Source organism: Mesorhizobium sp. CNPSo 4670 (assembly GCF_057784235.1).
This window is the reverse complement of sequence record NZ_JBWJFQ010000004.1, coordinates 125,902-138,010: the sequence shown is the minus strand read 5'-3', so window position 1 is coordinate 138,010 and position 12,109 is coordinate 125,902. Positions and strand designations below refer to the sequence as shown.

General features: G+C 63.3%; 12 protein-coding genes. 1 reads left to right on the top strand and 11 read right to left on the bottom strand.

Annotated elements, in window-relative coordinates:
* Positions 1–113 precede the first annotated feature (113 nt).
* The 10 genes from AC0ZT5_RS09300 to AC0ZT5_RS09255 form a co-directional block, all read right to left on the bottom strand.
* Positions 114–2,276 (bottom strand): amylo-alpha-1,6-glucosidase, encoded by a 2,163-nt coding sequence (locus AC0ZT5_RS09300; RefSeq protein WP_488496207.1) that lies wholly within the window; start codon positions 2,274–2,276, stop codon positions 114–116.
* 47 nt (positions 2,277–2,323) lie between these two features.
* The gene (locus tag AC0ZT5_RS09295) at positions 2,324–3,385 is read right to left on the bottom strand and encodes a glycosyltransferase family 4 protein (RefSeq protein WP_488496206.1); all 1,062 of its coding nucleotides are present in this window, start codon (positions 3,383–3,385) and stop codon (positions 2,324–2,326) included.
* Between the two features lie 135 nt (positions 3,386–3,520).
* Positions 3,521–4,345, bottom strand: a complete 825-nt coding sequence (locus AC0ZT5_RS09290) for a GNAT family N-acetyltransferase (protein WP_488496205.1) — start codon at positions 4,343–4,345, stop codon at positions 3,521–3,523.
* A 210-nt stretch (positions 4,346–4,555) separates the two neighbouring features.
* Complete coding sequence (locus AC0ZT5_RS09285) at positions 4,556–4,933, bottom strand: DoxX family protein (RefSeq protein WP_488496204.1); 378 nt, start codon at positions 4,931–4,933, stop codon at positions 4,556–4,558.
* Positions 4,934–5,003: 70 nt separating this feature from the next.
* Complete coding sequence (locus tag AC0ZT5_RS09280; RefSeq protein ID WP_488496203.1) at positions 5,004–5,462, bottom strand: carboxymuconolactone decarboxylase family protein; 459 nt, start codon at positions 5,460–5,462, stop codon at positions 5,004–5,006.
* Between the two features lie 11 nt (positions 5,463–5,473).
* A complete protein-coding gene (locus AC0ZT5_RS09275; protein ID WP_488496202.1) occupies positions 5,474–5,992 on the bottom strand; it encodes an RrF2 family transcriptional regulator in 519 nt (172 codons plus the stop codon).
* A 113-nt stretch (positions 5,993–6,105) separates the two neighbouring features.
* Entirely contained in the window at positions 6,106–7,419 is a 1,314-nt protein-coding gene (gene preA, locus AC0ZT5_RS09270) for an NAD-dependent dihydropyrimidine dehydrogenase subunit PreA (RefSeq protein ID WP_457151189.1), read from the bottom strand.
* Positions 7,420–7,431: 12 nt separating this feature from the next.
* On the bottom strand, positions 7,432–8,274 hold the full coding sequence (locus AC0ZT5_RS09265) for a class I SAM-dependent methyltransferase (protein ID WP_488496201.1): 843 nt from the start codon (positions 8,272–8,274) through the stop codon (positions 7,432–7,434).
* Between the two features lie 4 nt (positions 8,275–8,278).
* Positions 8,279–9,634, bottom strand: a complete 1,356-nt coding sequence (locus tag AC0ZT5_RS09260; protein ID WP_488496200.1) for an NAD(P)-dependent oxidoreductase — start codon at positions 9,632–9,634, stop codon at positions 8,279–8,281.
* Positions 9,635–9,753: 119 nt separating this feature from the next.
* Complete coding sequence (locus AC0ZT5_RS09255) at positions 9,754–10,479, bottom strand: gamma-glutamylcyclotransferase (RefSeq protein ID WP_488496199.1); 726 nt, start codon at positions 10,477–10,479, stop codon at positions 9,754–9,756.
* Positions 10,480–10,647: 168 nt separating this feature from the next.
* Here AC0ZT5_RS09255 and AC0ZT5_RS09250 point away from each other — a divergent pair, with 168 nt between their 5' ends.
* Positions 10,648–11,424, top strand: a complete 777-nt coding sequence (locus AC0ZT5_RS09250; protein WP_488496198.1) for a VOC family protein — start codon at positions 10,648–10,650, stop codon at positions 11,422–11,424.
* Positions 11,425–11,509: 85 nt separating this feature from the next.
* Here the strand turns inward: AC0ZT5_RS09250 and AC0ZT5_RS09245 are convergent, their stop codons facing one another.
* Positions 11,510–11,998: a hypothetical protein gene (locus tag AC0ZT5_RS09245; protein WP_488496440.1), complete on the bottom strand. Its 489-nt coding sequence runs from the start codon at positions 11,996–11,998 to the stop codon at positions 11,510–11,512.
* Positions 11,999–12,109: the final 111 nt, after the last annotated feature.

Genomic DNA, 12,109 nt, shown 5'->3' with positions numbered 1-12,109 from the left:
GCCTTTTTGTTCGTGTTTCCGATTTGAAACTGTCCGCGGCGACCTAGTCGCCGTCCGAACCTGTATTTTGCAACGCACAAGGCGGCGATCGGTTCCAGCCAATCTGGCTCGGATCATGTTCTGACGATGAGCGGCACCAGGCCTTCATGCCGGTCGGCGAGGAAGGCGACGACCCGGTCGCCGACGCGCTGGAACGTGAGATCGACCACTCTTTCGCCGACGCCCAGATGTCGCAGCGTGAGTGTGTCGATGCCGATTGGCAGCCTCGGACGGGTGACGCGGATTTCGCCATCCCAGCCATCGATTTCAAGGCCGAGGCAGGCCTGCATCAGCATGAAGGCGGACCCCGCCGACCACGCCTGCGGCAGGCAAGCGACGGGATAGGCGATCGGTGCTTCGCCCGGCGCGCGGGTAAACCCGCAGAACAGTTCCGGCAACCGCATGTTGAAATGGACAGCGGATTCGAACGTGCCGCTCATCAGGCGCACCACGCTGTCGCGCTCGCCATAGCGCGCCAGGCCCGCGCCGCATATGGCGGTATCATGCGGCCAGATCGAGCCATTGTGGTACGACATTGGGTTGAAGAACACGGCATCGTCGGCAAGCGTTCTCAGCCCCCAGCCGGAATGGAAGGAGGCCGAAAGTAGCTGATCGGCGACCATCTGCGCCCGCGCCGGCTCCGGAAGCCCGACAAGGAGGAGATGGCCCGCATTCGAGGTCCGCACCTTGCAGGGCTCGCCGGCACCGTCGATCGCCAGGGCATAGAAGCCAAGGTCGTCGAGCCAGAAATCGCGTTCCACCGCCACGCGCATCGCCTCGGCGAGGCTGTCCCAGTGATCGGCTCTCTCGTCCTCGCCACGGCGACGGGCAAGCGCCGCCAGCCCCCGGAAGGCGGCAAAGACATAGCCTTGCACCTCGACCAGCGCGATCGGACCCTTGGGGATGCGGCCATCGGCATGAAAGACGGAATCGAAGCTGTCCTTCCAGCCTTGGTTGGCGAGGCCGGACTCGGCAGCCCGCTGGTAGGTCACGAACCCGGTCTCGCGGCCCGCCTCCTCCGTCCAATCGGCCGCCGCGCACAGCGACGGCCACAGGCTGTCGATGAACGCCATGTCGCCGGTGCGATCGGCATAGGCACAGGCGAGATGGATGTAGAGCGGCGTCGTATCGACGCCGCCATAGTAGCGGCCGAACGGAAGCTCCCGCAGCGCCGCCATCTCGCCCTTGCGGGTCTCGTGCATGATCTTGCCCGGTTGGGAATCGCTGAACGGCGACGTCTCCGTGGCCTGATGCTGGGCCAGGAAGGCCAGCACGCCCCGCGCCAGGCCTGGATTGAGCCAGAGCATCTGCAGCGCCGAGATGACGCCGTCACGGCCGAACGCCGTCGAGAACCAGGGGATGCCGGCATAGGGATAGGGTCCGGTCGCAAGCTCGGTGGTCAGCAGCGCGACATCGGCGCGGGCGCGCTCGACCCAGTCGTTGAAGACGCGACCGGAACTGTGCACCGTCGCGCCATGGCGCCGCTTGGCCCGCATGCCAAAGCGGGCCCGGGCGGCGGCGGCGCGGAAACGGTCGCGATCGGGCGCATCCGCCACCTCGGAACCGACCTCGACATAGAGCACCTTGCTGCTGCGCTTGGTCACCGCGAGCAGGAAATCGGCGCGGTCGGCTGTCAGTTGATCGGGTGGTTGCGAGAACGAGATCGCCGACGCGCGCGCCAGCCCGTCCAGCCCGTCGTAGCGCAACAGGACGAATGTCGCATCCATCTCGGCCATATGGGTCATGCCGCGCCGCAGCCGAGTCGAGCCGCGCACTTCGAACATGTCACGGAAATCAGCGGCAAAGTGCAGGGAAACGCCGATTGTCGAGGTTTCCCGACTGTAGTTGGAAAGGGTGATGCGTTCGAACAGCCTGTCCTGCCAGAGCAGCCGGACGCGTTCGACATGAATGGCTCCCTGCGGAATATCGCGACCGCTGGCGCTGAGCATCGGCAGGTTGGTCAGGTTGGTGGTGAACAGCACATTGTCCTGGCTGAGCGAGGCGCCAAGCAGCGATGTCTGCCTGCCGCCGACGGTCAGCCGGAACTCCGAGAGCACCCGTGTGTCGTCGCGGAAGAAACCGTCGCCGGCGCCGCGTATGTCGCCATAGGCATCGGCAACCGCAAAGCAGTCACCCTGCTTGAGCGCAAACAGCCGGTGCGGCTCACGAGGCGCGGTGGCGTCGAGCGAGGCAAGCGCGACGGCCGGATCGAGCTGGCGCTCATCAAGTTGGGCCATTCGTCATAAATCCCTGTCGTTTCGTTCCCGCCGCTCGAGCGCGCTGCTCACGACGCCTTCGCTTCCGCCGGGACACCGATCAGGCGCGCATAGGCGGCCAGGTAGTCGCCGGCCATTCTTCTGGCGGAAAACCGCTTTTCGAAGACGCCCCTCACCTTTCGCCTGTCGAGCTTCAGCAAGTCCGGCACTGTGGCGACCGCGCCATCCATCGAATCCGCGATAAAGCCGGTAACGCCTTGATCGATGATCTCCGGCAGTGCGCCGCAATTCCAGGCGATCACCGGCGTGCCGCAGGCCATTGCCTCGATGGCGGCAAGGCCAAACGGCTCCGGCCAGTCGATCGGGAACAGCAGGCCGGCCGCGTTGCCGAGAAATTCCGTCTTCTGGTGCTCCTCGATCTCGCCGACATAGTCGATACGATCGCCGTCGATCAACGGCTCGACCATCTCGTGGAAATAGGCGCGATCGTCGTCGCCGATCTTTGCCGCAAGCTTCAGCCTGAGCCCCGAGCGCAAGGCGATTTCGATGGCGCGATCCGGGCGCTTGTCGCGTGAAAACCGGCCGAGGAAGGCAAGATAGGGTTCCTGCGCCTTCGTCTCGAAAGTCGGTTCATAGATACCGGTCGGCAGTCCGTGGTGGATCGTCGCCAACCAGTTGGCCCTGGCAAGGCCTGCCTTCTGGCTGTGCGAAATGGAAATCATCGGAAAGCGCGGGAAATGCTTATAGGCCGGCGCCAGGTCGACATAGTCCAGCCTGCCATGCGGGGTCGTCACCGTCCGCTCCGCCATGTCCTCGAAGAAGGAAAAGTGCAGGAAGTGGCTGAGGTGGAAGTGGATGACGTCAAACTCGCGCGCCCGTTCCCGCACCTGCGCAAGCATCGAAAGATGCGCCGCAATCTCGGATTTGAGCGGACGCGGATCGAGGCGAAGCGCGCATTCCCGGCCGGCGACCAGCTTTGCGGAGGTCTGGCTGTCGCCGCTGGCAAACAGGGTCACCTCATGACCGAGGTCGACCAGCGCTTCGGTCAGATACGAGACGATGCGTTCCGTGCCGCCATAAAGTCTGGGTGGCACCGATTCATAAAGCGGCGCGACATGGGCAATTTTCATATTTCATCCCGGGATGCTCGGCATACAGGTGCGAAATGCATCAACGGCTCGATTGGTTCCGGTTTAAGATCGATGCCGTCGGGGGCGCCGAGCGGCTGCGGGTCGAATGCCATGCCACGCAAGCAGTGGCTGCGATCACATGAAACCAGGATTACGGGGCAGATACTGAGACCAATCGCCAAGATCCCGCGTCGACATCAGAACCATGGGAAGCGTGATGCGCATCCCATGCTCGACGGCTGTGCTCAGAGCTGTTTGCGTCGTGCCAGGCAGAAACGCCGACACCTGCGAAGAACCAATCTCAGCGGCCAGGTTCAGTGCCGTCCTGAAGGCAGCGTCAAGCTGATAGGGCTGCGCGACCGCAAGTGGCCCGATGTGGCCGTTGGTGCCTATGTAGACGTAGCCGACGCACTCCTCCCCGGCATAGAGAACGACACCTCTCGTCTGCTCGTCGTTGATCAAATACCGATGGTGCTTTTCGCGCGATACGCCCAGGGCCCGATTGTCAATGCCGGCAAGGCTATGCAGGTGCGAAGCTGTTTCCTTCAGAGGCACGCTGCGGAGCGGAGCGGCCTTCAATCGACCTTTCAAGACATCCTGCGCGACGCTGAGATTGTAGATCGGAAATCGCGGGAACAGTCCGCGCCTGATGTAGAGACCTTGCGACACGGTGTTGAAGCTGAAGGTGATCAACGCCTTGCTCCTCGCCCCCGATTGCCGCGCATGCTCCAGCGTTCGTTTCAGCAGTTCGTTGCCGATCCCGCTGCCCTGATGTCCGGAAGACACGAACAGCTGCGCGAGAAACCACAAATCGCCGCAGACCCAACTCCAGGCAAAGCCGAGGATTTCACCGGCGTCTTCCGCCACCCACAAGCCAGCAGCGTCATCGTTCAAAGAAAACAATTGAAAATCGGTCGGGCGCGGCACGGCCATGGGGCCAAAGCCATGGCGCTCGGTCAAATCGTTGATGCTGGCAACGACAAGCTCGTCAGCTCGTTTCAGATCTTGCGCGTTGGCAGGTCGATAGACGACTGAGATGGGCCACTCCTTGACAAGAAGCCGCCGGCCCAGGTTAGAGCGTCCAGTACCGAAGTCAAACAGCGCCGCCGCCTGCTATCCTCGTGATCGGTCGATCGTCCGTGCGGAAAACCCGATCGGCTTGCTCTTCGCCTAAAGCGACTGCGCGATCAGCGTCAGAAAACCGCCGCCCAGTGCGACATTGCCGACGAAGCTGTTGACGCGCGATGCCCGATCCGGGCCCTGATGATCCCAGAAATTGTGGAACATTGGCGTGGCGACGATCAGGAACAGCACCAGCACCGTAGAGGCAATTGCCATCCGGAGGCCTGCCATCAGCAAGGCGCCGGCGACGATCTGGAGCACAATGCCGGCCCATAGCGACAACCGCGCCTGCGGCACGCCGCGCGCGGCCAACAGCTGGGTCAGGAAGGCCGCGTTCTGGATGTTGCGCAGGCCGGCGAAGATGAAGGCGCCGCCGAGCAACAGGCGGCCGAGAAACAACAGGGTCGAAGGCAAATCGACAGGCATCAAACTCTCCCTCTCAAAAACCAGTTGGAGCGCCGCCTCCTCGACGACGCCCCAAGTCAAAGCCTGTCAATCAGGCAGCTTTGGCCGTCGCCACTGGATGGATGGCGTGGAACGGGATGCAGAGCCGGTTCCAGGTGTTGATCATGCCGAGCGCGACCGACAGCTTGACCAGTTCCTCTTCCGAGAAATGCTGGAGCGACTTTGCATAGAGTTCGTCCGACACGCCATTGTTGGCGATCAGCGTGACGGCCTCGGTCCAGGCTAAGGCGGCGCGCTCACGCTCGGAAAACAGCGGCGATTCCTTCCAGGCCGAAACCAGATAGAGCCGTTGCTCGGTCTCGCCGTCGCGCCTGGCCTCGCGGCTGTGCATCTCGACGCAGAACGAGCAGCCATTGATCTGCGATGCCCTGAGCTTGATCAGGTGCAGCAGGCTCACCTCGAGCCCGCATTCGTCGACCGCCTTGTTGAGCGCCGACACCGCCTTCATGATCTCCGGCGCCTTGGCGAAAAATTGCAGCCTCTGTTTCATCTTGATGTCCTTTACGCTTGCTTGGTTGAACTGGATTTCTGCGGCCGCTGATGGCGCGCCACGAAGGCACAGCCGGCAGCAACCGAACGCGGATCGGCATCGGTCACGTATTCCGCCACGATGTCGGACAGCTTTGCTTCGGCGAGTGCGGCTCGGTAGGCCTTCTCGGCCTTCAGCATCGCGGTATTGATGCCGCAGGGTTTGACATAGGCCGAGACATCGAACCTGGCCGGACCGTTGCGGCGGATTTCGCCGCACCGGAAGGCCGGTTCACGTCCTTCGACCGCCAGCACGATATCGAGCAGCGTTATGCGCTCGGCTGGCCGCGCCAGGCGGTAGCCGCCGGCCGGTCCCGGCACCGATTCCAGGATTCGCGCAGCGCTCAGCATGTTGAGATGCTTCAGGAGATAGCTCGGCGACAAGCCAAAGGCCTCCGCCAGCGCGGCGCCCGGCATGGTCGCTTCGCCCTCGACGCCGGCCAGCATTGCGGCGCAGTGGATGGCCGCCTCGACGCCCTCGCCCAGCTTCATTGTGTTGATCTCCAATTCATGGATAATTTTTATCGTGGATGATTTATATCTGCAATAGGAAAAATGAAAAGCGGCGCCCGAAGGCGCCGCTTTTTTCGACGAATGGCTGCCCTTTACTCCGCCGCCACCTTGGCCATCGGGTTGTTCGGGTGCGTCGTCCAGTTGGCATAGATCGGCGACACTGGCTTGCCGGTACGCTGGTCCATCGCGCCTGCCGCGAGCGGCTCCATGGTGATGCAGTTCTCGACCGGACAGACATTGACGCACAGATTGCAGCCGACGCACTCGGCCTCGATCACCTCGAAATGCCGCTTGCCGTCGACCATGCTGGTGATCGCCTGGTGAGAAGTGTCCTCGCAAGCAATGTGGCAGCGGCCGCATTGGATGCAGGCGTCCTGGTCGATACGGGCCTTGGCGACATAATTGAGGTTGAGGTACTGCCAGTCGGTGACGTTTGGCGTGGCGCGGCCGACGATGTCGTCGAGCGAGGCATGGCCCTTCTCGTCCATCCAGTTTTCCAGGCCGGCGATCATCTCCTGCACGATCTTGAAGCCGTAGGTCATCGCCGCCGTGCAGACCTGCACATTGCCGGCCCCGAGCGCCATGAACTCGGCCGCGTCACGCCAGGTGGTGATGCCGCCGATGCCGGAGATCGGCAAGCCGTGGGTTTCGGGATCGCGCGCGATCTCGGCCACCATGTTCATGGCGATGGGCTTCACCGCCGGGCCGCAATAGCCGCCATGCGAACCCTTGCCGTCGATGGTCGGCTGCGGCGCGAAACTGTCGAGGTCGACGCCTGTGATCGAATTGATGGTGTTGATCAGCGACACCGCGTCGGTGCCGCCGGCAAGCGCGGCGCGCGCCGGCTTGCGCACATCGGTGATGTTGGGCGTCAGCTTGGTGATGACCGGCATGCGGGTGTTGGCCTTGCACCAGCGCACCACCATTTCGATGTATTCCGGCACCTGGCCGACGGCGGCACCCATGCCGCGCTCCGACATGCCGTGCGGGCAGCCGAAATTGAGCTCGATGCCGTCGGCCTCCGTCTCCTCGACCACCGGCAGAATCGCCTTCCAGCTTTCCTCGACGCACGGCACCATCAGCGAGACGACGATGGCGCGGTCGGGCCAGTCCTTCTTGACCTGCTTGATCTCGCGCAGGTTGACCTGCAGGTCGCGGTCGGTGATCAGCTCGATGTTGTTGAGGCCGAGCAATCGACGGTCGGCGCCCCAGATCGCGCCGTAGCGCGGGCCGTTGACGTTGACCACCGGCGGGCCTTCCTCGCCAAGTGTCTTCCAGACAACGCCGCCCCAGCCGGCCTTGAAGGCGCGGATGACGTTGTAAGCCTTGTCAGTGGGCGGCGCCGAGGCCAGCCAGAACGGATTGGGCGATTTGATGCCGACGAAATTATTGCGGATGTCTGCCATGACAGGTCCCTTTCAACCGAGACGAAGGAGCAGTTCGACTGGTGCAAGAATACCGCCTTCAAGTGCGGCGGTGAGATTGGCGATCTTGGTGCGGGCGTCCTCGCCCATGACGAGGCCGACGCCGGGCGGCGGCTTGCTGCCGTCCGCTTGCGCGGCTGCCAGGCGCGCACGCATCGTGGCAAAGAACTCGATGGCAAAGGCGCCGCGCGGCCGCTCGGCGATCACCGAGAACCCCGCGGCGACGGCCGCCGAGCGATAGTCGTCCGGGGTGGCAACGAAGGACATGGCTTCATCAGACGCCCATGGTAGCGGATAGGTCAGCGCGCCGTCCTTCAGCCGCATCACATCGTAAACGGCGAAAACGCCGCCCGGCCGCAGCACGCGGGCGGCCTCGCTCATCAGTCCCGGCTTGTCCGGGAGGTTCATGCCGACATGCAGGATGATCGCCGCATCGAAGCTGGCATCCGCGAATGGCATGTCCAGCGCACTGCCTTGCACGAATCGCGTCTTGCCCGCCATGCCGGTTCGCTCGGATAGGCTGGCCGCGATATCGACATAGCTTTGCGTGAGGTCGATGCCGGTAACATCGGCGCCAACATTGTTGGCGACAAAGCGGGCCGGCCCGCCGACGCCCGACCCGATGTCGAGAAGCATTGTCCCCGGCTTCAGCCCCATCTGCCCGACGAGTGCCTTGGTGGCGGCCACGCCGCCAATGTGAAATTCGTCGACCGCTTCGAGATCGCTTGCACGCAGATTGGCAACGTCCACGCCGCTATCGGCGAGCGCGGCAATGATCCGCTCCTCCAGGCCCGATATGTCGTAGTGACGGGCGATGCCCGGTTCCACCGTGGCCATGATCCTATCCCTGAGCGAGGCTCCTGTGGATGCTCTCCGCCGCGTCGCGGCCTTGCGCCACGGCAGAAACAGTGAGGTCGTCGCCACCGAAGATGCAGTCGCCGCCGGCCCAGACCTTGGCGAGCGAGGTGCGCCCTTCCGCATCGACCTTGATGCGGCCGCCTTCGAGCTCGATCTCGGCACCGCTGCCGTTAAGCGAGGCTGGCACGAAACTCTGGCCGATGGCCTTGAACACCTGGTCGGCGACCAGTGTCAGCCTCTCGCCGGTGCCGGCAAGCCTGTCGCCGTCCATGGCGGTGTATTCGAGTTCGATGGCCGACACCCTGCCGCCTTCGGCAATCACCCGCTTCGGCTGCAGCCAGTGGCGGATGGTGACGCCGTTGGCCGCGGCCAGATCCTGTTCGAACCCGGAAGCGTTCATCTGCTCCTGGCCACGCCGGTAGCAGATCGTCACTTCCTCGGCGCCGAGCAGCTTCGACTGGACCGCCGCGTCGATCGCCGTCATGCCGCCGCCGATGACGACGACACGCCGGCCGACCGGCAGGCTGGCGAGATCACTGGCCTGGCGCAGTTCGGCAATGAACTCTACCGCATTGGTGACGCCGTCGGCATCCTCGCCATCGGCGCGCAGCGCATTGACGCCGCCTAGCCCAATGCCGAGGAACACGGCATCGTAGTTGCGCATCAGGTCGGACAGCTGGTAGTCGCGGCCAAGCGCCTTGCCGTTCTGGATGTCGATGCCGCCGATGGCGCTGACGTAGTCGACTTCGGCCTGGGCGAAATTATCGACGCTCTTGTAGGCGGCGATGCCGTATTCGTTGAGCCCGCCGGCCTTCGGCCGCGCCTCAAGAATGGTCACGTCATGGCCATGGCGGGCGAGCCGGTGTGCGGCGGCGAGGCCGGCCGGCCCTGCGCCGACCACGGCGACCGTCTTGCCGGTGGCAGCGGCGCGTTGGTAAAACTGCTTGTTCTCGCTCATCGCGACGTCGGTGGCATAGCGCTGCAGGCGCCCGATCTGCACCGGCTTGCCTTCCGCCACCTCGCGCACGCAGACCTCCTCGCACAGTGTCTCGGTCGGACAGACGCGGGCGCACATGCCGCCCAGAATGTTCTGGTCGAAGATCGTCTTGGCAGAACCAATCGGGTTGCCGGTCGATATCTGGCGGATGAACAGCGGAATGTCGATCGAGGTCGGGCATGCATTCATGCACGGCGCGTCGTAGCAGAAATAGCAGCGGTCGGATTCGACCAGCGCCTCGTGGTGATCGAGCGGCGGGTGCAGGTCGGAAAAATTGTCCGCATACTGGTCGGCTTGGAGCCGGCCGCCGGCAATGCCTTCCTTGAACTGGCCTTCTGGCATCGTCAGTTCCCCATGTTTTGTTTTGGGGAAGGCTAGCACGTTTTATTTTTTTATCAATTGGTCAATTTTCGGCGCAAGGCCCTGAAAAGGCTGGATAAAACATGATATTTTTACTCATGTTATGGCGTTTGCAGTGCCAGCGAATGGCTGGGCTCGACAGCATGGCCATGGATAGCCCGGACCTCGTCCGCAACCAGTTCCTGCAACCGCCACAGATTGCGGTCGTGGATGCCGAACGCTTCGAGGTGACTGACCGTGTTGTAGAGATATTCGGCGCCGGATCCGATATGCCCACAGGCTCTGGCCAGCACGCTCGCCACCTTGTCCAGCGGCTGCTTCAGCGACGTTCCCCTGCCCTTCACGCCGACCCAGAAGCCAAGCGCGCGCAGCGACCCTTGTGCCGTATGCACCGGCAGCCACCTGACCGTGTCAATACTTTCGTGGTCGCTGATCTCGCGCCGCAGCAGCCTTTCGATCTGGGCCGGTTTTTCGCCCTCCGGCAAGCGATAGATGACGCCATTGCACCGTCCACCCCGTTCGAGCGCCATCATCAGCCCCGGCTGCTCGGCGCTGCCGCGCCACCGCACCATGTCGAGGCAGAAGGAGCGGTGCCAGCCAAAGGCCGTGGCGAGCCGCTGCTCGACCGACTCGAACTCCGGCTTCCAGATTAGCGATCCATAGGCGAATACCCAAAGCGGCCCCTCGTCGGCTTCATCGGACAGCCGCAAGGCAAGAGGCCGGAAATCCTCGTCCTTCAACTCCGTCCAACTCGGGTCAGGGCCAGGATCGGCCTCCTCCCGATGGCACAGTGCGACAAGCTCAGGCGTGAGCGACATCCGGCGCATGAAACGACATCCCCTCTCCACCGCAGAGAAATCGAAAACCGGTGGGCGCGCAACCCGGGAACGCTTGGATCGACATTCTTGTTTGGGCGATTGTCGGATTTCCGTCGTGAAGATCGTCCTAGGATAGATCGACCGACGATCGATGCATAACCGGTGAGGAGACCGACCATGCCAAAAACCCCGATGCCCTTTTTCTGGTACGAATTGATGACCACAGATCTGGACGCCGCGGAGGCGTTCTACACCAAGGTGGTGGGCTGGACTGCGCAGCCTTTCGACAAGGCCCCTGGCATGCCGCGCTACATCGTCATGAATGTCGGCGAGCGCGGCGTCAGCGGGCTGATGACGATGCCCGAGGACGCAACCAAGATGGGCATGCCGCCCGCCTGGCTCGGCTACATCCATACAAAGGATGTCGATGCCGCGACGGCGTCGCTGGAGAAAGCCGGCGGTGCGGTTCACCGCAAGCCCGACGACATTCCAGGCGTCGGCCGCTTTGCCGTCGTCGCCGATCCGCAAGGCGCGACCTTCATGTTCCTGCAGCCGAACGGCCCGGACCAGCCCATCGTGCCGGCCAGCACACCGGGTCATATCGGCTGGCACGAGCTTTACACATCGGACTGGAAGGCCGCGTTCGATTTCTATTCCGACCAGTTTGGCTGGGCCAATGCCGGCGATTTCGACATGGGCCCGATGGGCACCTACCAGACCTTCACGGCCGGCCCCGAATCCGGCGGCGGCATCATGAACAAGCCACAGCAGATCCCAGTCCCGGTCTGGCAGTTCTACTTCAACGTTGCGGCCATCGACGCGGCGGCGAAACGCGTGACCGACAATGGCGGCACGATCCTGATGGGCCCGATGGAGGTCCCCGGCGGCAGCTGGATCGTCCAATGCCAGGACCCGCAAGGCGCCCATTTCGCACTGATGGCGCCGGTGCGCTGACGGCGATCAGCGCCATCTGGCGCACAGAGACGGCCTTTCATCGCACCACCGATGAAAGGCCGTATTCCTCGGTCCTGGCGCCGACCTATTCCGGCACCAGCACCGCGACCTTCAGGTCTGCCTTTTTCGCGCCGCTGAACTGGACGGTGGCGGGTCCGGCGGCGAGCTTGAAACGCACGCTCTTGCGGATGCCGGGGCAGGTTTTCACGCCGCTATAGCCCACTGACTTCATGGCGTGGCCGTCCTGAATGACATCGATCCAGGCCTCGCCTGACAGACTTATCTGAATGGCCCCCTCGGCCGGCACCTCCACGCTGGCGACGGCACCGAACGTGCCTGATGCGGGCGCGCGTTCGGGCGGCAGCGCGAAACCGGCTTTCTCCGCCGGCACCAGTGCCAGATCCGCGGCAGCACCCACCACCAAGGTCGCTCCGGACGGCGTCGCAGGCGCTGCGGCAAACAGCGCCTGTTCCCGCGTCACCGGCCATTTGAAGGCCTCGCAGCCGGCATCCTCGGCCTTGGCAAAGCTGGTCCCTGCAAGGATTGCGAATAGGCTGACGACGACTTTTTTCATGACCAAGGGAACCCAGCTGTTCGGAATGTCCATATTAGGATACAACCATAGCGTTACAAATACAACCCCCACGAGAACAATATGAAAGGTCAAACCGGGGAGCATTTCCAA

Coding starts and splice junctions, on each gene's coding strand:
- AC0ZT5_RS09300 (WP_488496207.1), bottom strand. CDS start 2,276: ATGGCCCAACTTGATGAGCGCCAGCTCGATCCGGCCGTCGCGCTTGCC.
- AC0ZT5_RS09295 (WP_488496206.1), bottom strand. CDS start 3,385: ATGAAAATTGCCCATGTCGCGCCGCTTTATGAATCGGTGCCACCCAGA.
- AC0ZT5_RS09285 (WP_488496204.1), bottom strand. CDS start 4,933: ATGCCTGTCGATTTGCCTTCGACCCTGTTGTTTCTCGGCCGCCTGTTG.
- AC0ZT5_RS09280 (WP_488496203.1), bottom strand. CDS start 5,462: ATGAAACAGAGGCTGCAATTTTTCGCCAAGGCGCCGGAGATCATGAAG.
- AC0ZT5_RS09275 (WP_488496202.1), bottom strand. CDS start 5,992: ATGAAGCTGGGCGAGGGCGTCGAGGCGGCCATCCACTGCGCCGCAATG.
- preA (WP_457151189.1), bottom strand. CDS start 7,419: ATGGCAGACATCCGCAATAATTTCGTCGGCATCAAATCGCCCAATCCG.
- AC0ZT5_RS09265 (WP_488496201.1), bottom strand. CDS start 8,274: ATGGCCACGGTGGAACCGGGCATCGCCCGTCACTACGACATATCGGGC.
- AC0ZT5_RS09260 (WP_488496200.1), bottom strand. CDS start 9,634: ATGCCAGAAGGCCAGTTCAAGGAAGGCATTGCCGGCGGCCGGCTCCAA.
- AC0ZT5_RS09255 (WP_488496199.1), bottom strand. CDS start 10,479: ATGCGCCGGATGTCGCTCACGCCTGAGCTTGTCGCACTGTGCCATCGG.
- AC0ZT5_RS09250 (WP_488496198.1), top strand. CDS start 10,648: ATGCCAAAAACCCCGATGCCCTTTTTCTGGTACGAATTGATGACCACA.
- AC0ZT5_RS09245 (WP_488496440.1), bottom strand. CDS start 11,998: ATGAAAAAAGTCGTCGTCAGCCTATTCGCAATCCTTGCAGGGACCAGC.